The 24,513-nt window shown below is 67.1% G+C and carries 9 protein-coding genes and 1 tRNA gene; 3 read left to right on the forward strand and 7 right to left on the reverse strand.

Going from position 1 to position 24,513, the window contains the following annotated elements; genetic code table 11:
- Positions 1–10,813, forward strand: a 10,813-nt coding sequence (locus IV112_RS00950) for an Ig-like domain-containing protein (RefSeq protein ID WP_304000528.1), incomplete at its 5' end; no start/stop codon positions are given.
- A gap of 11 nt (positions 10,814–10,824) precedes the next feature.
- Positions 10,825–11,604 (forward strand): FecR family protein, encoded by a 780-nt coding sequence (locus tag IV112_RS00955; protein ID WP_304000530.1) that lies wholly within the window; start codon positions 10,825–10,827, stop codon positions 11,602–11,604.
- Positions 11,605–11,656: 52 nt separating this feature from the next.
- Here IV112_RS00955 and IV112_RS00960 read toward each other — a convergent pair whose 3' ends face one another.
- A complete protein-coding gene (locus IV112_RS00960) occupies positions 11,657–12,370 on the reverse strand; it encodes a DsbC family protein (RefSeq protein ID WP_304000531.1) in 714 nt (237 codons plus the stop codon).
- Between the two features lie 48 nt (positions 12,371–12,418).
- Entirely contained in the window at positions 12,419–13,585 is a 1,167-nt protein-coding gene (locus tag IV112_RS00965; RefSeq protein WP_304000532.1) for a UbiH/UbiF family hydroxylase, read from the reverse strand.
- A gap of 102 nt (positions 13,586–13,687) precedes the next feature.
- Here IV112_RS00965 and IV112_RS00970 point away from each other — a divergent pair.
- Positions 13,688–13,764, forward strand: a tRNA-Met gene (locus tag IV112_RS00970).
- Between the two features lie 61 nt (positions 13,765–13,825).
- On the opposite strand, the gene IV112_RS00975 is transcribed toward IV112_RS00970, so the two are convergent.
- From IV112_RS00975 to IV112_RS00995, 5 genes are all read right to left on the reverse strand, one after another.
- Positions 13,826–16,348 carry a chemotaxis protein CheW gene (locus IV112_RS00975; RefSeq protein WP_304000533.1) on the reverse strand — a complete coding sequence of 841 codons (2,523 nt, stop codon included), beginning with the start codon at positions 16,346–16,348 and terminating at the stop codon, positions 13,826–13,828.
- 215 nt (positions 16,349–16,563) lie between these two features.
- Complete coding sequence (locus IV112_RS00980) at positions 16,564–17,085, reverse strand: PepSY domain-containing protein (protein ID WP_304000534.1); 522 nt, start codon at positions 17,083–17,085, stop codon at positions 16,564–16,566.
- A gap of 206 nt (positions 17,086–17,291) precedes the next feature.
- Positions 17,292–17,813 (reverse strand): hypothetical protein, encoded by a 522-nt coding sequence (locus IV112_RS00985; protein WP_304000535.1) that lies wholly within the window; start codon positions 17,811–17,813, stop codon positions 17,292–17,294.
- Between the two features lie 244 nt (positions 17,814–18,057).
- Positions 18,058–23,619 (reverse strand): excinuclease ABC subunit UvrA, encoded by a 5,562-nt coding sequence (gene uvrA, locus IV112_RS00990; protein ID WP_304000537.1) that lies wholly within the window; start codon positions 23,617–23,619, stop codon positions 18,058–18,060.
- Positions 23,620–23,771: 152 nt separating this feature from the next.
- A complete protein-coding gene (locus IV112_RS00995; protein WP_304000538.1) occupies positions 23,772–24,434 on the reverse strand; it encodes a S1 family peptidase in 663 nt (220 codons plus the stop codon).
- Positions 24,435–24,513 lie beyond the last annotated feature (79 nt).

Here is a 24,513-nt window from a genome sequence, read left to right on the forward strand (position 1 = left end):
TCCCAACGGCGGATACATCTACTTCGGCAACGGCGGCGTCAACAACGGAACCATCTCCGCCGACACCGCCGGCAAGAATATCGAGGTCAATGGCTGGAACGCCTCCGACGCATGGTCCAACGCCGGTACCCTGCGCGCCAACGGCGGCATCCTCTCCATCAACGACACCTGGTCCAGCACCGGATCGCTGCGACTGGACGCCGGCACGATGTTCCTCGCCGGCTCCTTCAATACCGCGTCCTTCAACACCCTGGTCCGCCCCGCCGATGCCGACCGCGGAACGCTCAACCTCGTCGGCGTGCTCAACAACGCCGGCAGCACCCTGCTGCTCAACGGTGCCACCGGCACCCTCAACATCGGCGGCAACTCCACCTCCACCGGCCTCATCTCCGGTGGCACCGTGCGCATCAACAACGCCGACGGCGGCGCGCTGAACACCGGCTACGCCGGCATCTCCGGCACCGCCTTCGGCGGATCACCCTACGCCGTGCTCTCCAACGTCACGCTGGCCAATGTCGCCGGCGTGGCCAACAGTGGCCGCATGACCATCGCCGACAACGGCGACGTGCGCGTGCTCGGCGCACTCACGCTGGACAACGCCGAGATCACCCTCGCCTCCAGCGGCAGTTCGACCTATCTGCGCGGCACCGCCGGCGCGTGGTCCATCAACGGCAACGGCTCCATCCTCTTCGCCGGTTCGCACAACGCCGTGCGCGCCAACAACGTCATCGGCTACACCACCGCGCTCACCCTCGGCAGCGGCGTCACCGTCTCCGGTCCCAACGGCGGATACATCTACTTCGGCAACGGCGGCGTCAACAACGGAACCATCGTTGCGGGGACAGCGGGCAAGGAAATTTCGCTGAACAGCTGGAACTCCTCTGATGTCTGGACAAATGCCGGCACGCTGCAGCTGGCGGGCGGCCGCTTCCACGCGGGCGACAGCTTCAGCAATACCGGCCTGCTGCGCGGCGCCGGAAACTTCGACGCCAGCGGACGCACGCTGACCAATGCCGGAACGATATTCGCCGAGGGCGGCGTGCTGAACCTGACCGGTAATCTGGTACTGACGGCGAACGGAACGCTGCGCTTCGACATCGGCGGCGTCGAACGCGGGACCGGGCACGGCGCCCTCGACGTCAATGGCACGCTGACCTTCGGCGGCACGCTGCAGGTCGCCCATACGAACGGCTTCACGCCGGACAGCAGCGAAGCCTTCCCGCTCATCCGTTACACCACGCGTTCGGGTACTTCGGAGTTCGCCGCGCTGAACGTGCCCGCAGGTTTCGGCTACGACAGTTTCTACGGCGTCGGGACTTATCTGCTGGCCACCGGCGATGCGCTGCCGGGGGAGGTGAACGAATGGGTGTCCAACAGCAACGGCGACTGGAGCACCGGCACCAACTGGTCGCTCGGCTTCGCCCCGAACAGCGCGTCGATGTCAGTGCTCATCGACCGCGTCGGCTACACGCCTACGGTCACGCTCTCGTCCGGCACGTGGACCGTCGGTGAGCTGATTTCGCAGGAACACCTGACCATCAGCGGCGGCTCGCTGACGGTGGTCGACGAAACCTCGATCGCCGGCAACCTCACGCTCAACGGCAACGGACAGCTGATCACGCAGGGACCGCTCGATCTCAACGCGGTGACGCTGAACAGCAGCAGTGCTTTCACGGCGAACGCATCCGGCCACATCGCCAGCTTCGTGCAGAACAACGGCACCAGCACCTTTGCCGGCGCCGGGCTGGCCTTCGACGCGATCGACATCCGCGGCGGCACGGTCAATTACAACGCGGCACTCGCGCTGCCCTCGTCGCTGCTGCGGGTGGCTGGCCACACCGCCAATCTGAACGCCGACCAGGGACAGACGCGGATCGAGGTGGTGTCGGGTACCTTGAACCTCAACCTGAGCAGCTTGAGTTCCGACATCGCGCTCAGCGGCGGCACGCTGAACGTTGCCAGCGCGACCGCAGCGAGCGGCGATTTCGACTGGACCGGCGGCAACATCGGCGGCGGCGGCACCTTCACGCTGAGCGGCGTACTGAACGTGGGCGGCGGCAGCAACTCCTTCGGACTGAACGACACGACGCTGGTACACACCAATGCCAGCGGCAACAGCCGCATCGCCAAGACGGGCGGCTATTTCTACCTGAGCGGAACCAGCGAACTGCGTAATGCCGCCGGTGCCGTGCTGACGGTGGATACCAGCGGCGGCAACTTCGGTACCTACTACAGCAGCGGAGCAGGCGGGACCTTGCACAACCAAGGCACGCTGAACAAGACGGGCAGCGGCGCCCTCTACATCTACAACCCGACCCGCCTGCAGCAGGCCGGTCAGCTCAACCTCCAGCAGGGCAGCATCATCGTCCAGGGCGCCAGCGGTCATCTGCTGTCCGGCAACACCACACTGGCCGACGGTACCGCGCTGCAGCTCACCAGTTCGCACTCCAGCACGATCAGCGCCACGGCGCGCTTCTCCGGTGACGGTCAGTTGCTGCACGAGAGCGGTACGTTGACGCTGGCCGACGGCGCCCGCATCGACGTGGCCTATACGCAGGCATCCGGCACGCTGTCTCTGACCGGCTCGGCAACGATGAACGACGACTTCGTCTGGAACAGCGGCACCGTGCGGGCAGCCGATCTGGCCACCGCGGGTACGCTGACGCTGAATGGCGCATTCATCCAGAGCGGCAACACCACGGTCTATCTGCGCGATGGCCTGCAGATGCTGCACACGAACACGGCCGGCGATAGCCGCATCGCCAATGCGTCGGGCAGCGGCTTCAATGTCGAGAACGGTGCCGTTTTCCGCAATACCGGCGTGCTGACGCTGGATACCGCCGGCGCCGGCAGCATCATGTACATCGACCACGACTCGGGCAGCGGCGGTCGCTTCGAGAACGCGGGCACTCTGGTCAAGAGCGGCAGCGGGCGGATCGATTTCGGCAGTTACGGCTCACTCGCCTTCGACCAGAGCGGCAGCTTCGCGGTGAATGCCGGCACGGTGGAGTTCGGTGGAACATCGATCGCGCTCGGCGGCAGCATGACCATCGCCGACGGTGCTCGCGTGCTGGTGCGCGCGGGCAGCACGACCACCGACACCGGCTTCGCCTTCAATGGCGATGGCGTTCTCGCCGTCGGCGGCGGTACGCTGGTACTGGGCCATGGCACGACGGTGGCAACCGACCTCGAACTGAGCGGCGGCACGCTGTCCATCGGCAGCGCCAACACCGCCGAGGTGACCGGCGACCTGAGCTGGACCGGCGGCACGATCAACGGTGGCGGCACGCTGACGCAACGTGGCCGCTTCCTGCAGACCGGCAACACGACGGTCTATCTGCGCGACGGCACACTGCTCGACCACGTCAATTCGAGCGGTGACAGCCGCATCGCCAACACTTCGGGCAGCGGCTTCAATCTCGAGAACGGCGCCGTGTTCCGTAACAGCGGCGTACTGCGGCTGGACGTGGCCGGCAGCGGCAGCGTCATGTACATCGACCACGACTCCGGCAGCGCCGGCAGCTTCGTGAATACCGGCACACTGATCAAGTCGGGCAGCGGCCGCCTCGACTTCGGCAGCTTCGGTCTGGCCACGCTGACGCAGAACGGTACGCTGCAGATCGAACAGGGGCGCGTCACGCTGGGCGTGAACAGCACGACGGCGCCGGCTCACCTGCTCGCGGGCCACCACGTCATCGGCACCACGGGCAGTCTTGAAATCGTCACCGCCCCGGGCAACACGGTGACGGCCAACGCGACCGCGACGGCAACCTTCTCCGGCAGCGGTCCGCTGGTGATCAGCGGCGGTACGCTGATGCTGTCCGACGGCCTCGACCTCGGCATCACCGTACGTCAGAGCGGCGGCCATCTTGCAGGCAGCGGCAGCAATGAACTGTCGGGGCGCTACGAGTGGACCGGCGGCGATGTCAGCGGCAGTGGCACGCTGACCGTGAGTGGCGTCCTCCAGATTTCCGGCAACAGCTCCTTTGGCCTGGACGGCCGCTCGATGGTGCATATCAACGCCTCGGGCAACAGCAGCCTCTACAAGCCGGGCGGCTACTTCTATCTCGGCGGCAACGCCACCTTCACCAATGCCGCCGGCGCGACGCTGTACATCGATACGGCCAGCAACACCAACGCCGGCGCGTGGTACCAGAGCGGCAGCGCGGGCAGTTTCGTCAATGCCGGCACGCTGGTGAAACAGGGCAACGGCACCTTCAACTTCTGGAGCCCGATCCGCTTCATCAACACCGGCAGCTTCACCGTGGCACAGGGCGCTGTCATGGCCGACGGCTTCACGAACAACCCGGGTGTGCTGCAACTGCTGTCCGGCACGAGCTTCAGCACCAGCGGCAGCGCACTGACCAGCACCGGCACCATCGCCGGCCACGGCACGCTGATCGTCGGCAGCACCGGTCTGCTCAATCGAGGCGTCGTCGCGCCGGGCGGCGCGAACAGCATCGGCACGCTGCGCATCACCGGGCAGTACGTGCAGGGCGCCGACGGCACACTGCAGATCGAGCGCGGCAGTGCCGGCACCGACGCGCTGATCGTCAGTGGCGCGGCCACGCTGGGCGGCACGCTGGCTGTCACCCAGCTGGCCGGCTACCAGCCCACTGGGCTGCAGACCGACATCGTCAGCGCCAACACGCTGAGCGGCAGCTTCGCCAGCGTCACGCTGCCGTCCGGCTACAGCACGCTGACAGTCGGCAACCGCCACGTGCTCAGCTATGCCGGCGCGATCTGCGGCGGCGTCTGCTGGGATGGCGGCGCCGGCACACTGCTGTGGACCGACGCCGCGAACTGGACGACCGATCTGCTGCCGGGCACCACCGACCTCGTGTTCATCGATCTCGAAAACGGCGTCAATGTGCAGCTCACCGGCGGCACGCACACCATTGCATCGCTGACGACGACAGCCGGCAACACCCTCAGTCTGAGCGGTGGCGCCTTGACGCTGAGCGGCGGCGCCTCGGGGCAGGCGGCGTCCGCGCTGGCCGGCGATCTCGTCATCGGCGGTGGCAGCTTCACCGCCAACGCGCCGACCTCGATCGCCCGTCTGCTGCTGTCCGCCGGCAGCTTCGGCGGCAGCGGCGCGGTCACCTTCACCGGCACCGGTTCGAGCTGGACCGGTGGCGACATGGTCGGCAGCGGCAGTTCCATCTTCGCCGCCGGGTCGACCTTCGAATACGCAGCCGGCACGCGCAGTTCGACCCGACGCGTCGACGTCCGCCAGGGTGCGACCGTCCGTAACGCGAGCGGATCGATGACGCTGAGCGGCGGCGCGACCAACGCCGGCGTCATCGACGTCGCGCTCGGTGCCACCGTGCGCTATGGCGGCAGCGCGAGCTACCTGCTCGACACGACCGGCCAGTTCGACGGCGGCGGTCGCATCGAATTCATCGACTCGGCGATGGCCACCGCGGCGTCGACCGCACCGGCGATTGCCGACGGCAGCTTCACCGTGCGCGTGCAGGACGCGGCCCGCTTCACGATGACCGCGCCGACCTCGATCGCCAACCTCGAACTGGCCGGCAACGCCCAGGCGATTGCTCAGGCCGGCTTCCAGGCGGCGACCGTGACGCAGTCCGGCGGCACGCTGACGGTGAATGCGGCATCGGCCATCGGCCGCTACAACTGGAACGGCGGCACCTTCGCCGGCAGCGGCAGCGCCACACTCACCGGACAGAGCAGCTGGACGCGCGGCACCCTGACCGGAAACCTCGTCGTCGCCAACGGCGCGACGCTCACCCTCAGCACCACCGGCAGCGACGACGTACAGGGCACCAGCTACAAGCGCTTCGGCGCCGGTTCACTCAGCAACTTCGGCACGCTGGCCTGGCAGGAAGGCCACATCGACGTCGTCGGCGACGCCCGTGTCGACAACGCGGGGCTGATCGACATCACCGGCAACTTCAGCTTCGGCGACCGCTCGGTCGGCGTCGGCACGCTGACGCTGAACAACCTCGCCACTGGCACGATCAGCAAGAACGGCGGCGGCGAAACCAGCATCGGCACCCTCGGCATCCCCGGCGGCACGGCGAACTACGCAGTCGTAACCAACAACGGCCGGATCGACGTCGCCAGCGGCAGCCTGCGCTTCGGCATCGGCTACGCCGGCGCCCCGGGCGGCGGCAGTTTCACGCACAACGGTCAGATCGACGTGTTCGCCGGCGCGCTACTCGAGTTCGGCGGCAGCCTCACGCACAACGGCGTCACCTTCATCGACAGCGGCGCGACCCTGCGCCGCATTGGCGGCTTCACCAACGCTGCCAGCGGACAGATCGAAGGTTTCGGCACGATAGACGTGGGGGCCGGCAACACACTGCGCAACGACGGCACGCTGCATGTCGGCGATCTGTTCAACGGTGTCTACACGCACGGCACGATGCGGGTGACCGGCCACTTCGTTCAGGCCAGCGGCGGGCGATTGCTGATGGCGGTCGGCGGCAACGCGGCCGGCGAGTACGACCAGCTGGCCGTCAGTGGCAGCGCCACGCTCGGCGGCGCACTGATCGTATCGGAAGCGCCGGGCTACGTTCGCGAAACGGTGGCCATCGACCTGATCACCGCCGGCGCCGGCGTGAGCAACGTCTTCGCCACGGTGACGCTGCCCGACGCCGGTTATGCGACGGCGATTGCCAGCAATGCCTTCCGTCTCAGCTACAACGCGCTCTTGTGCGGCGGCATCTGCTGGGACGGCGGCGCCGGCACCAATCTGTGGACCGATGCCGCGAACTGGACCGGCGACGTGCTGCCCGGCGTGAACGACCTGGTGTTCATTTCGCTGGGGGGTGGTAGCAGCGTGCTGCTGAACAGCGGCTCGCACACCATCGCCGGCCTGAACACGGGCGCCGGCAATCACCTGACGATCAACGGTGCGTCGCTGACGCTGGCCAGCCTCGATTCGACGCTGGCCGGCAATCTCACGCTCGGTGGCGGTGCGCGCGTCACGCTCGGCAACGACGTCGCCGTCGATGTCGGCGGCGCGCTGAACTGGAACAGTGCCGCCACGCTTGCTGGCGGCACGCTCAACCTGCTCGGCGGCTCGACCGCGACACTGAACGCGAACACCAACGGCGGCCACCTGACGCTCAGCGGCATCACCATAAACAACGCGGGAACGGTGAATTACGCCAGCGAAGGCCGCCAGCTGCTGATCAACGACAGCACGACCTTCAACAACAGCGGTCGCTTCAACTTCACGACGGACGGCGACGTCACCGAGAACTCGGGCTTCGGCGGCAACTTCAACAACAGCGGCACCGTCGCCAAGACCGGCGGCAGCGGCAACAGCGCTTTCACCAGCTTCGTCCGCTTCAACAACCTCGACGGCGGTACGGTCGACTCGGGTACCGGCAGCCTGCTGCTGCAGACCGGCGGCGATCATGCCGGCGCCTTCAACATCGTCGGCAGCAATGTGCGGTTCAACGGCGGCGCGCACACCTTCGCCACCGGCTCCACGCTGAACGGCATCGCCAACTTCGGTGGCGCGACGGTCAATCTGTCCGGCGCCACAGTGGACGGTCAGCTCAATCTGCAGGGCGGCACGATCAACCAGGCGGCAGGCACGGCACTGAACGTCGATGGCGCGATGCGCTGGGACGCCAGTGCGACGATCAGCGGTGGCACGCTGAATCTGCTGGCTGGATCCAGCACCACGTTGCGCGCCCACACGAACGGTGGTCACCTGACGCTCAGCGGCGTCACCGTCAACAACATGGGCATCGTGAACTACGCCAGCGAAGGTCGGCAGCTGCTGATCAACGACGGCACGACCTTCAACAACAGCGGTCGCTTCAACTTCACGACGGACGGCGACGTCACCGAAAACTCGGGCTTCGGCGGCAATTTCAACAACAGCGGAACGCTCGCCAAGACCGGCGGTTCGGGCAGCAGTGGTTTCGCCAGCTTCGTCCGCTTCAACAATCTCGACGGCGGGACGGTCGACTCGGGCACCGGCAGCCTGCTGCTGCAGACTGGCGGCAACCACGCCGGCGTCTTCAACATCGTCGGCAGCAATGTGCGCTTCAACGCCGGCACGCACACCTTCGCCACCGGCTCGACGCTGAACGGCATCGCCAACTTCGGCGGCGCGACGGTCAATCTGTCCGGCGCCCGCATTCAGGGCGCATTGAATCTGTCGGGCGGCACGCTCAACCTGGCCCGGAACAGCACGCTGGACGTCGCCGGCACGATGAACTGGGACAGCGCCGCCAGCATATCCGGTGGCGGCGAACTGAATTTGCTGGCCGGCACGATCGCCACGCTGCGCGCGCACACCAACGGCGGCCACCTGACGCTGAGCGGCGTCACCGTCAACAACATGGGCACCGTGAACTACGCCAGCGAAGGTCGGCAGCTGCTGATCAACGACGGCACGACCTTCAGCAACAGCGGTCGCTTCAACTTCACCACCGACGGCGACATCACCGAGAACTCGGGCTCCGGCGGCAACTTCAACAACAGCGGCACAATTGCCAAGACAAGCGGCACGGGTCGCAGCGGCTTTGCGAGTTTCGTCCGGCTGGTCGATCAGGGCGGGAGCTATCGCGCCGACAGCGGCACGCTCGACCTGTCGGCGCTCTCCACACTGAGCGGCCGGATGGACATCGCAGCGGGGGCGCGCATCGTCACCGGGGCCCTGAGCAACGGCGGCATCATCGCCGGCAACGGTACGCTGGACCTCGGCGGTGCGCTGCTGACCAACCGGGGCGTACTGCAGCCGGGCGGCGCCGGCGCAGTCGGCACGCTGACCGTGATCGGCGGACTGCAGCAGGACGAGCTGGGCCGCATCGAAGCGGAATTCGCAGGCACGGCCGCCGGCCAGTACGACGTAGTCGACGTGGGGGGCAATACATTGCTCGACGGCGTGTTGGCGATCCAGGCGATCAATGGCGCCCAACCGACCGAGAGCATGGGGCTGGCGATGGTGACGGCCGGCGGCACGCTGGAGGCGTCGTCGCTGGCGCTGTCTGCACCCAGCGGCAACTACTCGCTGACACGGACCGCGTCGACGGTCCGCCTCGGCTTCACCACCTGCGCCATCGGCATCTGCTGGGACGGTGGGGCTGGCACGTCGAACTGGCTGGATGCGGCCAACTGGACCGGTGACGTGTTGCCCGGCCTGAACGATCTGGTGTTCATCAACCTCGCCGGCGGCGCCGACGTCGTGCTGAACGCGAACCCGGCCCTCACGCTGGCCGGTCTGACCATAGGCGACGCCAACTCACTGACGCTGACCGGTGGCACGCTGAATGCGCCGACCACGATCCTGAATGGCGGCACCTTGTCGTTGACCGGCGGCACGCTGAACTTCGGCGCCGCACTGAACAACGCCGGTACGCTGAACTACGCCGGTGGCACGCTGACCGGAAATCTGTTCACCAACAACGGCACGCTGAACGTGCTGCCCGGCAGCAGCGGCAACCTGACGACGACACGGCTGAACAATACCGGCAGCATCGTCGTCGATGCCAACCGCACGGTCGAGTTCGGCAGCGGCGGCGGCATGATCTTCGCCAACGACGGCAACGTGCAGGTGCGCAGCGGCACGCTGTCGGTGCTCGCTCACGACACCGACCTGTCCGGTCCCGGCGCCGACAGCGGCGACTACACGGTCGACGCCGGTGCCACGCTGCGCTTCCGCGACGCCTTCCGCGACTTCGGTCCGGGTTCGTCGATCACCGGTGGCGGCGACGTCGAATTCACCGCTTTCTCCGGCGGCCTGTTCAACGTCAACGGCGTCTATTCGGTCGGCGGCACCACGCGGGTCAGCGGCAATACGCTGGTCAATTTCAACAGCAACGCCAGCTTCGGCACGCTTGATCTGGCCGGCAACATCGGCGGCACCGGCACGCTGACCGTTGCCGAGAACCTCGTCTGGACCTCGGGTTCGATCGGCGGCGCCGGCCGCAGTGTGATCGTCAATGGCGATGCGCTGCTGGACGGCGCATCTCTCAACCTCGCAGGGGCGCGCCTCACCATTGCCGACAGCGGCCTGATCGATGCCGGCACCCGGGTCAACATGAGCAGCGGCGCGCAACTCATCGTCGCCACCGGCGCGTCGCTGGGCATGGGCAGCAATGCCGCGGTCGGCGGCACTGGCAGTCTGGTAAACCGCGGCACGCTCGAAGGCACGGTGGGTGGCGGCAGCTCGAACATCGGCGTGCTGCTGTCGAACTTCGGTGAAGTCAGCGCCAGTTCGGGCAATCTGGGCCTGACCGGCGGCATCGCGAATACCGGCGCCGGCAGCTTCGTCATCGGTGCTGACGCGACGATGGAACTGGGCGGCGACCTGCCGCCGGACATCTTCGACCGCATCGGCGGCGCCGGCACGCTGAGCTTCTCCCCGACGTCACAGCCGGTGATCAACCGCAGTTACGCCGCGCAGGGCGGCACGCCATTCAGTTTCAGTCTGCGCTCGGGCGCCGTGCTGACCAATGAGCCGCAGAACGGCACAGTCAGCGGCCAAGCCGCCGGTTGGATCTACACAGCGGACGCCGGCTTCAACGGCACCGACAGCGCCCGCTTCACGCTGAGCCTGGGCAGCGGCACGGCCGTGTTCAACATCAGTTTTGCCGTCACGTCGGAACCGGCCGTGACACAGCCGCAGGTGCAAGTGATCGCCACCACGCTGCTGCCCGAAGTGTTCCAGCCGCCGCGCATCGTGCTGCCGTCGACGCCGCCGCAAATCAGCGCGCCGATCAATGTCGCAAGCGTGGATGCACTGAGCGACATCGCCACCGCGTCGGGCCCGCAGTTCGACCAGCCGCTGCGCGACTTCCGCGCCAGCCGCCTGCAGTGCCGTTAAGGAGTCCGTCCATGAACGCCCGCACCCTCAACCCTCGCCTGCTCGCGCTGACCGCGGCAATCGTCGCCGCGCCACTGGCTGCGCAAACCACGCCGACGCCGGCCGCCGGCCGCGTCAGTTATCTGTCCGGCACGATGTACGTACAGACTGCCGACAACAAGACGCGCATCCTCGGTCGCGATTCGTCGATCTACAGCGGCGACGTCATCACCACCGAAAAGACCACGGTGGCGCGCATCGAATTCGGTGACGGCTCGTCGCTGGCGCTGAAACCGCGCAGCCAGGTGAAGATCGACGGTTACGCCTTCGATGAGGCGAAGCCGGAGAAGGACAGTCTGCTGTACAGCCTGGTCAAGGGCGGCCTGCGTGCAGTGACCGGCCTGATCGGCAAACGCAATCGCGAGGGCTACCGCGCGAGCACGGTCACCGCCACCATCGGCATACGTGGCACGCGCTTCGGCATGCTGCTGTGCGACGAGAACACCAAGGACGATCCGGCCTGCATCAAGGCGCTGGAAGAGGCGAAGGACGGCAAGCCGGGCGAGCCGGCGCTGGTGTTCGACGTCGAGGAAGGCAGCATCGAGGTGAAGAACGATGCCGGCAGCAAGACCTTCGAGGTCGGCCAGGCCGGCGTCGTGTCGAGCAGCAAGTCCGCGCCGCAGCCGCTGCCCGAAAATCCGGGTCTGAACGAGTCGTTGCCTTCGTCCACCGCGGCCCGCCCCGGTCCGGCCGGCATGAACGGCAGTACTGGCCTGGGCAGCGATTCTGACGCCTCCTGCACGGTGCAGTAAACGCGCACTTTGGAGAGGGCGCCGTCGGCGCCCTCTCACCCGCAAACAGCCCTTACTTCACGCCCGCCATGCGCTTTTCGAGCTGCGCCACCGGCACGTAGCCCGGAATGCGCTCGCCATTGCTGAGGAAGATGGTCGGCGTGCCGCGCACACGGTACTTCTCGCCCAGCGCAACCGACTTCTGCAGACCCGCGGTGTCGCAGGATGCAGACGCGGCGGCCGGCGCGACGTTGGCGGTCATCCAGTCGCTCCACGCCTTCTGGCGGTCACTGGCGCACCAGATCGCTTCCGACTTTTTCTGCGAATCCGGGCCGAGAACCGGCGTCAGGAAGGTGTATACGGTCACATCGTTCAGCGTCAGCAGTTCCTTCGCCAGCTTCTTGCAGTAGCCGCAGTTCGGGTCTTCGAAAGTGGCGATGACGCGCTTGCCGTTGCCGCGCACCTGCTTGATCGCGACGTCCAGCGGCAGCTCGGCGAAGTTGATCGCCGACAGCTGGTTCACGCGCGCCTGCGTGATGTTCTGGCGCGTCTTCGCGTCGAGGATTTCGCCGAGGATGAGGTAGTTGGCCTTCTCGTCGGTGTAGAGGATTTCTCCGCCGACGCGCACTTCATACAGGCCCAGATAAGGCGTCTTGGTCACGCCTTCGACCTTGGCACCGGCGCCCAGCGTGGACTCGACTGCGGCCTTGATCGTGTCTTCCGGCCCCGCCCAGGCGGTCGATGCAGCCAGTGCGCACAGCAGCGCTGCGGTGTGCTTGATGGACATGTAGTTTCCTTGTGAGGGCGCGCATCGTTGCGCGCCGGTTGTGAGTACTCAGCCGAGTGCGTAGCGTACCAGCGCATTCCTTACGACAGGCAGGCGCCGGGTCAGGTTCAGTCCGCTGTTGCGCAACCAGGACAGCGCCGGCCACTGCGGCCGGAACAGCTCGTGCAGCGCGTGCGTGGTGAGCTGCATCGCATTCACCTCTTCCGCCCGCTTGCGTTCGTAACGACGCAGAAGACGCACGTCGCCGAGCACGCTGCGGTCGGCGTCCGCCAGCACTTCGGCCAGCACGCGCACATCGGCAAACCCCAGATTGACGCCGTGGCCGGACAGCGGATGGATCGCATGCGCCGCGTCGCCCACCAGCGCCACGCTGGGCGCGACCACCTTGGGCACCTGCATCAGCCGCAGCGGAAACCCCGCTGCCGGTGTCACCAGTTCGAGCGCACCGAGCACGTGATCGCCGGCAGCGGCTACCTGTGTTGCCAGCGTAGCGGCGTCGTATTGCAGCAATTCGCGCGCGGTCGCTTCCGGCGCGGACCACACCATGGACATGTGCTGATCGGGCAGCGGCAGGAAGGCGAGCACGCCGTCAGGCCTGAACCACTGCCAGGCGGTGCCCAGATGCGGTTTCTCGCAGCGGAAGTTGGCGACGACACCCAGTTCCTCGTAATCGGTGAAGCGCGCCTCCAGCCCCGATTGCGCGCGCACCCAGGAATTGACGCCATCGGCCCCGACCACCAGCGCGGCGTCGAGTACCCGGCCATCCTCCAGCGCCAGCCGCGAGCGACCGTCGGCAACGGTCAGCGACAGCGGCCGCGCCGGACACAGCAGGGTCACGTTGGCCTGCCGCTTGACGCCTTCCCACAGTTCGCGGGCGATCAGGCTGGATTCGGCGATCCACGCCAGTTCGCCGACCCCGACGTCGAAGGCGGAAAAGTCGAGCCGCGCGCCGCGGTCGCCGAACACCTCGATGCGCGTCATCGGCTGCAGACGGCCGCTGTCCAGATGCGCCCAGGCGCCGACCGCATCAAGAAAGCGCGCACTCGACGGACTGACCGCATACACCCGCGCGTCCCAGCCACCGACCGGCCACTCGGGCATGCGCCCCTCGACCAGCGCCACCGACAACTGCGAGCGACGCAAGGCCGCGCACAGTGCGAGGCCAGGCAGGCCGGCGCCCACCACCACCACATCGAATTCAAGGTCCCGCTGCATCTGTGCGAACCCATCCAGGAGAAATCAACCCGCGATTGTCCGGCCGCTGCGCCGTCCTTGACAAGTACCGGTGTCTAAACGACAATCCGCGTCCTTTCGCGTGGTGATGTAGCTCAGCTGGTTAGAGCGACGGATTCATAATCCGTAGGTCGAGGGTTCAAGTCCCCCCATCACCACCACTCCGGTTGCAGAGAAAAGCCCGATCCGCGGATCGGGCTTTTTTTCGTCCAGCTGCCGCGATCAGGCGCTCAGCACTTCGTCCTGCAGCATGCAGTCGGCGTCCGACAGCTCGCCACGGACCTGGTCGCGCAGCATGTCGTAGAGCGCGTCGAGGTCGAGTGCGGACACCAGCGGGCGGTCGCGGCCAGTGATGATGAGACGGTCGAGCCAGCGGAAGCGCCCGGCGACCATCTCGGGAACCGGCCGGATGTCGTTCGGACCGCACTCGGTCACGCTGATCAGATCGTCCACCACCAGTCCGAGGCGACCACGCGCACAGTGCGTGACGACGACGTGACCGCGGCCGTCTGCGCGCGGCAGGTCGAAGAACACCCGCAGATTGACCACCGGCACGTGTTCCAGCCCGCCCGCATCGTCGAGCGGCAGCACGCCGGCCACCAGTCCTTCGCCACTGCCGATCCGGCGCACGCGATCGATGTCGGCGGCCTCCAGCACCCGGGCCGCACTCACCGCGAGATGCCGGTCGTCGAGGCGGAACACCGCGAACTCTTCGCCCTCGCCGGGGCGGACGCCGCTTTCGGTTTCACCCGGGCCGGCGTCCGTGTCGCGGGCGGTCGCGGAGGCCTCCGGCAGCGCCAGAGCGACGACGGCGACCAGATCGTTACGGTAATCACCGGTCGTCTTGTATTCGCGATAGCCCGCCGACAACGCAACACCGGCCATATGGCGTACGCCGTCGAAATCGATCAGTGCATGGCGGCTGGCGCCCGCATCGAGTCCGGCGGCGAGCTCGCCCAGCTCCAGCCGGCTTCCCGGCTCAAGATCCTGCCGCGTGCTGGCGACAACCCGGCCATCGCGCTCGCAGAAGGCGGCCCACACGCCGTCGCGCGCCGGCAGCAGTTCACTCAGCATGGCCCTGAACTCGCGCGCCGATTCGAACACGATGCCGATGCCGCCGACCACGCGCGTGTCGTCGCCCGGCGCGCGGATGGCCGCGTGGTAGATGTAGGTCGGCGCGTCACGATGCAGCGGACTGGCTTCGAATGGCGACACGGCATAGCTCTGCGTGCTGGCCAGCCGGATCACCGCGTCGACGACACGCCCGTCGACCTGCCGGCCAACGGTGTCGTCCGCCGCGCCGGACAGCGTGCTGGACGCGACGATGTGGCCGTCTGCGCCATATACGAAGAGCCGGTCGTACACCGTGTAGAGCCGGTTGATGTCGTCGAGCAGTGCGCCGAGCGATGCGCGGCCGCGACCGCTGGCGAGCGCCTCGCGCAAGGCTGGCGCCAGCGCCCACCAGCGGCAGTCGTTGGCGCGCTCATACAGATTGCGGTCCATCACGTCCATCATCAGCCGCGACACGAACTGCAGATCCTGCAGCGTCGACGACATGATGGTGTCGGACAGCGCGGCCAGCGCACGCGAAAACACTGCGCGCATGCGCTCGCCGGTTTCGCTGATCTGCTGCAGCATGGACTTCAGCTTCAGCGAATCGCCACGACGTCCGCCAGCCATCACCTGGCCGTTCCAGACGACCCGGTTCAGCGCGTCCTTGATCGCCCCCGCCTGCGCCTCGATGGTCGCCAGTTCGCTGCAGTTCAGGCCGGACGACTGTGCCCCCGCCCCTTGCAGCGCGACCGCCTCTTCGCGGAAGGCCGATTCGGCCGGCACCATGACATGACCGCGCCAGCCCGGGCCCGCGTAGCCTTGGTAGCCGGTCGCCTCGCAGGTGCAGGCAATGTACTCGCGACCGCCGAAGTCGATCAGCGCACCGTCGGCGCCGGTGGCGGCCTCCGGTGTGCGGCCGAGCGGTACGTGGTCGGGATCGCTGCTGGCGATGACGTGTCCGTCGGCATCGAGCAGCAGCATGACCGCCCGATCGCGCGGGCGACGGAAGGTACGGAAGATGCCGGCCATCTCGTCGTCGAAACGGAAGGACAGACAGAGCACGCCAAGCGCCCGCCCGTCGGTATCGTCGATGCGTCGCGCGTACACCAGCGCACGTTCGCGTCCCGGCAGCAGCGCGCAGCGCCCGAAATGTTCGACGTAACCCGGTGCCGCGAGCGCGCGTTCGAGCAGCGCCGGATCGCCCGCCGTCGATTCGGGCAATGCACCAATGGCGGCTCGCACTTCGCCACGCAGATCGAGCACGAAGATGGCGTCGTACACCGAGTACTTGCGGATGTATTCGTGCAGGCGCGCCTCCAGCCGCTCGCGGCCGTTCGCGTTGGCACGCAGGAAACCGCGGATGTCGTCGTCGGTGGCGAGAAAGCCGACGTCGGCCGTGCGCTCGTACAGATTGCGCACCACCACATCGACGACCGTCTGGGCCCGCGCGCGCATCTGCAGCACCACCTTGTTCACGTTCTCGGCGGCCAGCGCACGCACCAGTTCGGTCTCCAGCCTGCCGAAGGCCTCGCGCGTGCTGGCCATGGCCGGCAGGATGGTCTTGGCCTCGGCCGGGCAGACCATCTTGGCCGTGGTCTCGATCAGCCGCCAGGTGAAGCGCAGTTCGGCCAGTTCGCGTTCGCAGGCGAGCACGCTGCGCATATGGGGAAGCAAGGACTGCGGGCAGGACATCGGTCAGCTCCGTTCTAATGGTTTCGAGCTCAGAACGGCAGCGAAAAACAGAAGTTAAGCAATTGATTGAAAATCACTTTCATGGTGCATTCACGCACCACGAAAGCGCGTGAAAAGGCGGTATCCGCGGCCTTGCGCCCCTGATCAGGGCAAAAAAAAGGGCGGCCCCAGGCCGCCCCTTCTTCAGATCCGTCCGGCGGACCTGCCGACCGGCATCACTCCTTGCCGATCTGCCACTTCTCGTCCGACTGCGACACCACTTCACCGGATTCGGTATCGACTTCAAGCTTCACTTCCTTGCCGTCGGCGGTCTTGATGTCGAACTCGTAAGAGCCCTTGCCGTCCGGCTCGATCTCGTACTCGACCTCGACGATCTCGCCCGGCACCTTCTTCAGCGCGATTTCACGGGCCGCAGCCTCGTTCACCTTGGCGCCAGCGAACTTCGGATGATCCTTGGTCACTTCTTCCTCGACCTCGACCACCTTGCCCGACTTGCCGGCGCACTCGACATCCCATGCCTTGCCATCCGGCGTCTCGATATCGAATTCATAGATGTAACCTTCGCCCGCTTCCTTCTTCAGCTCGACCTTGACGATCTGGCCGGCCTTGGCCTTCAGTGCCGCCTTCATGCACTTTTCGAGACCTGCCGAGGTCTTCGGCATGTGATGTTCCGCGAATGCCGGTGCGGCGAGGCCCGCAGTGATGAGCAGGGTAGCCAGCAGGTGAGCGCTCTTCATGGTGTGTTCTCCTTTTTCGGTATGCCAGAATGGGGTCCGCAGCGTGTTGCGCTGCAGTATCCGAAGTCTAGCCTTCGCCCGGGAAAGTTTCCCGGAAGCCGTTCAGAAGGGTGACAAATTGGGATATTTTCCCGGCCATACCGGGAAAATATCCCTGTCGCCCGGCGCACTGTGTTCCCGAGTCGAACAGTGTGCACCCGCACCAATCAATCGCGTCCCCGGCCATTGCCGTTGCCATTTCCGTTGCCCGGACCGCCGCCGTGCCCACGACCGCCCTTGTCGTGCTTGCCGCCGCGGTGATCGTCGTAGCCGCCACGGCGGTGATCATCGCGGTCGTGCCGATCGTAATGCTGATGCGCGTCGTGATGATCGTGGCGCACCTCGCGATAGGCGTGACGCTCGCGATAGCGCGGCACATAGACGTCGTTGTACCAGCTGTCCTGCACGAAGTAGACCGGGCGGCCACAGGCCTCGTAACGACCGCAGTACTTGCGCCAGTTCTTGGCATGGCCGGGCGGTACGTGCATGTAGACCGGCGGCGGCAGATGCGGGCCGGACACGATGACCACCGGCTGCGGGTAGATCAGACGCGGGCGCGGGTAATAGTCGCCGATGTCGATATGGCCATAGAAGCCGGGCTGTCCGATCGAGATCGACACACCGACGTCGGCGGCCAGCGCCGGCAGTGCGGACAGGGCCAGAGCGGCAGTCATCATCATCTTTTTCATCGTCGTGTCTCCGCGTAGTGAACAGTGATTTCAACGGGTGCGGAGGGCTGGGCGCAGACTGCCACGTGTAATCGACATGCTTCAAATCGTTACCGGACGCGCGCCAGACTCCAGACCCGCTGTCACACCCTGCATTCTGGTTGTCGGCCGTCAGCCGGCTTGTAGGAATCGGCGAACCCGGGCGGCGGTGCCGGCCGACGTCGGCGACACGAGTGGCCGACCGGCAATGAGAGCGTCCGAGTTGTCAGCGATGCCGCGCGGCGCGGAAACGCGCCAGTTCGCGCGCGGTGTGCGATGTGGCGGCCTGCGCCAGCAGATCGACCGGAGCCCCGGCCGCCACCACCCGGCCACCACCGTCACCGCCTTCCGGACCGAGGTCGATGATCCAGTCCGCCTCGGCCATCAGGTCGAGATCGTGCTCGATCACCACCACCGAATGACCGGCATCGACCAGCCGGTGCAGCACGCCGATCAGCTTGGCGATGTCGGCCATGTGCAGGCCGGTGGTCGGTTCGTCCAGTACGTACAGCGTGTGCGGGTTGCCGCGGCCCCTCCGGGCATTGGCCGGGTCGTTCGGGTCGGCCGGCGACTTCGCCAGTTCGGTCACCAGTTTCATGCGCTGCGCTTCGCCGCCGGACAGCGTGGGGCTGTGCTGACCCAATGTGAGGTAACCGAGGCCGACCTCCTGCATCAGCTTCAGCGTGTCGGCCAGCTTGCGGTGGGCGGCGAAGAATTCGACCGCCTCGTCCACGCTCATCGCCAGCACGTCGGCGATGCTCTTGCCGCGCCAGACGACGGCGCGCGTTTCCGAATTGAAGCGCGCGCCGTTGCACGCTTCGCACAGCACGCGCACGTCGGGCAGGAAGGACATTTCGATCTGCCGCAGCCCCTGGCCCTCGCACACCGGGCAGCGACCGGGACCGGTGTTGAACGAGAAGCGCGCGGCGGTGAAGCCGCGTTCGCGCGCATCCTGGGTGTCGGCGTAGAGCTTGCGTATCGCGTCCCAGAAACCGATATAGGTCGCCGGGCAGGAACGCGGCGTCTTGCCGATCGGCGTCTGGTCGACTTCGAGCACGCGGCCTAGCGCGCCCCAGCCTTCGATGTCGGTGCAGCCGGTGAGCGCAGCCTTCGGGTCGTTCAGCCGCTGCGCGACGCCGTCGCGCAGCACGTCGCGCGCGAGTGAGGACTTGCCGGAGCCGGACACGCCGGTCATCACCACCAGCCGGCCGAGCGGCACCCGCACGTCCATGCCCTTCAGGTTGTGCAGCGTGGCGCCGCGTACGAGCAGCGACGGCGTGTCGTCGGCGACCGGACGCCGCGGTTTGAAACTGTGGTCCAGCGGACGGGCGAGGAAACGGCCGGTGATGGATTCCGGCTTCTTCGCCAGATCGCTGGCGTGGCCTTCGGCAATCACCTCGCCGCCGAGCCGCCCGGCGCCCGGGCCGAGGTCGATCACGTGGTCGGCGCGCAGTATCGTGTCCTCGTCGTGCTCGACCACCAGCAGCGTGTTGCCCTTGTCGCGCAGCTTCACCAGCGTGTCGAGCAGCACCTGGTTGTCGCGCGGATGCAGGCCTATGGTCGGTTCGTCGAGCACATAGCAGACGCCGCGCAGGTTCGAGCCGAGCTGGGCAGCGAGGCGAATGCGCTGCGCCTCGCCACCCGACAGCGTCGGTGCGGCGCGGTCCAGCGACAGATAGCCAAGTCCGACTTCGCTGAGGAAGTGCAGCCGACTGTTCAACTCCGCGATCACGTCGCGCGCAATCTCGCCTTCGCGGCCTTCGAGCGACCAGCCGGCAATGGCGGTCTGCAGTGCCGACACCGGCTGCGCACTCAGCTGCGCGATCGACTGGCCGAACAGCTTCACATTGCGCGCAACCGGGTTCAGCCGCTCGCCATGGCAGGCCGGGCATTCTTCCGGCTCCCCGTCCTGCCACTCGTTCCAGGTCGCTTCCTCGCCGGTCTGTTCGGCGTCGAAACCCTGCAGCTTGAGGCCGGTGCCCATGCACTTGGCGCACCAGCCATGCTTCGAGTTGAACGAAAACAGGCGCGGATCGAGTTCGGCGAAACCGGTGCCGCAGCTCGGGCAGGCGCGCTGGGTCGAATACACCTCGACGGTCGGCACCGGCGCGTCCGGCTGTCCCAGTCGGTCCAGCGGCGACATCAGGTGCAGCACGCCCTTGCCGTGTTCGAGCGCCTGCCGCACCGCGTCGCGCAGCGTGCGCTCGTCGCGTTCGTTCACGACGAAATCGCGGATCGGCAGTTCTATCGTGTGTTCCTTGAATCGATCCAGCCGCGGCCACGGCGCGGTCGGCAGGAATTCGCCATCGACGCGCAGATGGGTGTGGCCGTGCGACTTCGCCCAGCGCGCCAGTTCGGTGTAATAGCCCTTGCGGTTGATCACCAGCGGCGCCAGCAGACCTATGTGCTGGCCGCGCCGCTCGCGCAGGATGCGCGCCACCATCGCGTCCTCGCTCTGTGGCGCGATCGCGCAGCCGCAGTCCGGGCAGTGCTGCACGCCCAGCTTCACGTACATCAGGCGCAGGAAATGGTAGATCTCGGTCTGTGTCGCCACCGTACTCTTGCGCCCGCCGCGGCTGGTGCGCTGCGCGATCGCCACCGCCGGCGGAATGCCGAACACGCCATCGACGTCCGGCTTGCTCTCCGGCTGCACGAACTGGCGCGCGTAGGCGTTCAGCGATTCGAGGTAGCGCCGCTGACCTTCGCCGAACACGATGTCGAAGGCCAGCGTCGACTTGCCGGAGCCGGAAACGCCGGTCACCACGGTGAAGCGGTCGCGCGGAATATCGACCTCGATGTTCTTCAGGTTGTGCTCGCGCGCGCGGTGCACGACGATGCTGTGCGCGGCGCGGGCGCGCAGCGCGCTGTGCGCCGCGTCCTGCTGCTCGACCGGCACCACCTCGTGCGCGGCCAGCGAGAAGGTATCCACCAGGCGGTATTCCGCCAGCGCGCGCCCGGTGTGCGACGTCTCGCACCCCGTGATCTGCGCCGGCGTGCCTTCGAACACCAGCCGGCCGCCGTCCTCGCCCGCTTCCGGACCGAGGTCGATCAGCCAGTCGGCGGCTGCGATCACGTCGAGGTTGTGTTCGATCACCAGCACCGTATGGCCGGCGTCGAGCAGCTTGGCGAACGCGCCGAGCAGGCGTGCGATGTCGTCGAAGTGCAGGCCGGTGGTCGGCTCGTCGAGCAGGAAGAGTTTGCCACCCTGAGTGCCGCCCTCCGCAGAACCTTTCTTCGCGCCCTTCGCACCCTTCACGCTGGCCGCTTCGGCGAGAAAGCCGGCCAGCTTGAGCCGCTGCGCCTCGCCGCCCGACAGCGTGGGCACCGGCTGGCCCAGCGTCACGTAGTCGAGGCCGACATCGACCAGCGCCTGCAGGCCGGCCACCGCGTTGTCGGCGTGGCGGCGCAGCTTGGGTTCGAGGTCAGCCAGATCGCGCAGCCAGTCCAGCGCGTCGCGCACGGTCATCGCCAGCACGTCGGAAATGCTGCGGCCGTCGAGCCTGATTTCGCGCACCTCTGCGCGGTAGCGTGTCGCGTCGCAATCCGGGCAGCGCAGATACACGTCGGACAGGAACTGCATTTCGACGTGTTCGAAACCGGTGCCGCCACAGGTCGGGCAGCGACCCTTACCAGCGTTGAACGAGAAGGTGCCGGCGGTGTAGCCGCGCTGTTTCGCCTCGGCCTGCAGCGCGAACAGTTCGCGTACCGGGTCGAAGGCGCCGACGTGGGTGACCGGGTTGGAGCGCGCACTCTTGCCGATCGGCGACTGGTCCACCATCACCACGTCGGCGATGTGATCCAGCCCTTCGAGCGCGTCGTGCTCGCCGGCCGTTTCGGTCGGCCGGCCGTAGTGCTTGAGCAGCGCCGGGTGCAGCACATCCTGGATCAGCGTCGACTTGCCTGAGCCGGACACGCCGGTCACCGCGACCAGGCGGCCGAGTGGGATGGCGATATCGACGTTCTTCAGGTTGTGCGCACGGGCGCCGCGCAGCACCAGGCGCGGCGTGGCGGCATCGACCGCCCGGCGGGTGCCGAGCGCGGCATCGACCTTGCGGCGACCGGCCAGGTAGTCGGCGGTCAGCGTGTCGGCGCCGGCCATGGCGGCGGGCGCGCCGTCGAACACGATCTGCCCGCCGCGCGTGCCGGCACCCGGGCCGATGTCGAGCAGGCGGTCGGCGTGACGCATGATCTGCGGGTCGTGCTCGACCACCACCAGCGTGTTGCCAGCGTCCTTGAGCCGCTGCATCACGCCGATCACCCGCTCCATGTCGCGCGGATGCAGGCCGATCGACGGTTCGTCCAGCACGAACAGCGTATTCACCAGCGACGTGCCGAGCGCGGTCGTCAGGTTGATCCGCTGCACCTCGCCGCCGGACAGCGTGCGCGACTGCCGGTCGAGGTTCAGATAGCCCAGCCCGACGGTGCACAGATAGCCGAGCCGGGTGCGGATTTCGGCCATCAGTTCCTCGGTGGCCGAATCAAGCGGCGGCGGCAGGTCGAGCGCGTCCATCAGCGCGCGCAGTTTCACCACCGGCCACTGCATCAGGTCGTGGATTGAATGCCCTTCGATCTTCCACAGCGCCGCATCCGGCTTGAGCCGGCTGCCGCCGCAGGCCGGGCACGGCGTATAGGCCCGGTAGCGCGACAGCAGCACCCGGATGTGCATCTTGTAGGCCTTGGTTTCCAGCCACTCGAAGAAGTGACGCACGCCATACCAGGTACCCGGCCAGGACTTCTGCCAGCTCTTCCACTTCGGATCGCCTTCGAGCACCCACTGGCGGTGTTCAGGCGACAGCTCGTTGAACGGTACATCGAGCGGCACACCGTACTTCGGCGCCAGCTTTTCCAGGTCGGTCTGGCACTCGCTGTAGGACTCGGTCTGCCAGGGTTTCACCGCGCCACCGCGGAGGGTCTTGCGGCCGTCCGGAATGACCAGTCCGAAATCGATGCCGATGACACGGCCGAAGCCGCGGCAGGTTTCGCAGGCGCCGATCGGCGAATTGAACGAGAAGGTGGCCGGCATCGCCGGGCTGTAGGCGATGTCGCAGTCTGCACAGTGCAGCGTGTTCGAGAAGGCCCAGCGCTCGCCTTCGCCGTCGAGCAGCTGCACGTGCATGCGGCCGTGACCCAGCTTCAGCGCCGCCTCGACCGCCTCGGCGATGCGCGATTCGCCGGCGTTGCCGGCGCGAAAGCGGTCCTGCACCACGTGCAGCACAGTGCCGTCGCGCGCGTGGATGCGGGTGTAGCCCTGGCGCTCCAGCCAGCCCTGCACCTCGGCGTCGGTGAAGTTGTCGGGCACGGTGACCGGCGCGGTCACCGCCAGCCGCGGGTCACCCGCTGCGGCGGCACATTCGACAATCCGCTGCGCGATGCGGTCGGCGCTGTCGGCCTGCACCGGCTTGCCGCAGCAGCGGCAATGCAGCGTGGACACGCGGGCGAACAGCAGCTTCAGATGGTCGTTCAGTTCGGTCATCGTGCCGACCGTCGAGCGCGAGGTGCGCACCTGATTGGTCTGGTCGATCGCGATGGCTGGCGGGACGCCCTCGATGCGGTCCACCTGCGGCGCGTCCATGCGGTCGAGGAACTGGCGCGCGTAGGGCGAGAAGGTTTCGACGTAGCGGCGCTGGCCTTCGGCATACAGCGTGTCGAACACCAGCGAGGACTTGCCGGAACCGGACACGCCGGTCACGACCGTCAGCTTGCCGAGCGGGAAATCGACGTCGAGGTTCTTCAGGTTGTTCTGCCGCACGCCGCGCAGGCGGATGGCGGCTTCGGGCACTGCGGCCACGGGACGATAGCTTTTGCGGGACACGATGGACGGAATTCAGTGAGTTGGCCGCGAGCTTAGCAGCGACGACGGATTCTGCAGGCGCGGCGCCGCCGGCGATGAACCACCGACCGCGCGTCGCGGGTCGGGACCACGGCCCCGATCGCGTGCAATCAGCGTTCCTGCGGCCGCAGGAAGTCCGGCATGTCGGCCGGCGCGGCCTTCCAGAACGGCACGGTGCGCGTGGCGTCGATGTCGGCGTCCAGCCATTCGATCGGGATTGCGTAGCGCTCCTCACCCGCCGTCTTCGCGACGAAGGCGAGGATGCCGACCAGTTCGCCGGCCACGTTGAACAGGCCGCCGCCGCTGTCGCCGATGGCAAAGGGCACGCTCACCTGCATCACCGGCGCGCCATCCATCGCGAAGGTGCGGTCCAGCGCACCGACCAGCAGACGTACATCGACGCCGTAGGCGCCGTTGAAACCGAGCAGGCGGTCACCGGGCTTCAGGTCGCCTGCACGGGCGATCTTCGCCGCCGGAGCCACCAGTTCCGGCACCGACAGCACGCACAGGTCGCGCCAGTCGTCGCGACGAACCACGCTGGCCGGCTTGGCCACGTACTGATAACTGGCTTTCAGCGACTTCGCGCCGGCGATCACGTGGCAGGCGGTCGCCACCCGCTGCCCCGGCAGCACGACACCGCTGCCGATCGAGATCGATCCGTCCGGCTGTTCGGCCTGCACCCGCACCGTGGTCTGGATGGCGGTGGCGATGTTCATCGCCTGCGCCGAACAGGCGGCAAGGGCGAATCCGAGGGCGGCGATCGTTGTTCTCATAGCGGGCTCCGGTCGGCAGGCTGAAACGCTGGCTGCGCTTCCGACTGCGGCTCACGCACTTGGTTTCATCGGTGGGCGC

The sequence above is a fragment of the Methyloversatilis discipulorum genome (assembly GCF_018780585.1).
Lineage (GTDB): Bacteria > Pseudomonadota > Gammaproteobacteria > Burkholderiales > Rhodocyclaceae > Methyloversatilis > Methyloversatilis discipulorum_B.

Bases quoted from the DNA above. Each gene is read 5' to 3' on its own strand.
- IV112_RS00955 (WP_304000530.1), top strand. From the start codon at position 10,825: ATGAACGCCCGCACCCTCAACCCTCGCCTGCTCGCGCTGACCGCGGCA.
- IV112_RS00960 (WP_304000531.1), bottom strand. From the start codon at position 12,370: ATGTCCATCAAGCACACCGCAGCGCTGCTGTGCGCACTGGCTGCATCG.
- IV112_RS00965 (WP_304000532.1), bottom strand. From the start codon at position 13,585: ATGCAGCGGGACCTTGAATTCGATGTGGTGGTGGTGGGCGCCGGCCTG.
- IV112_RS00975 (WP_304000533.1), bottom strand. From the start codon at position 16,348: ATGTCCTGCCCGCAGTCCTTGCTTCCCCATATGCGCAGCGTGCTCGCC.
- IV112_RS00980 (WP_304000534.1), bottom strand. From the start codon at position 17,085: ATGAAGAGCGCTCACCTGCTGGCTACCCTGCTCATCACTGCGGGCCTC.
- IV112_RS00985 (WP_304000535.1), bottom strand. From the start codon at position 17,813: ATGAAAAAGATGATGATGACTGCCGCTCTGGCCCTGTCCGCACTGCCG.
- IV112_RS00995 (WP_304000538.1), bottom strand. From the start codon at position 24,434: ATGAGAACAACGATCGCCGCCCTCGGATTCGCCCTTGCCGCCTGTTCG.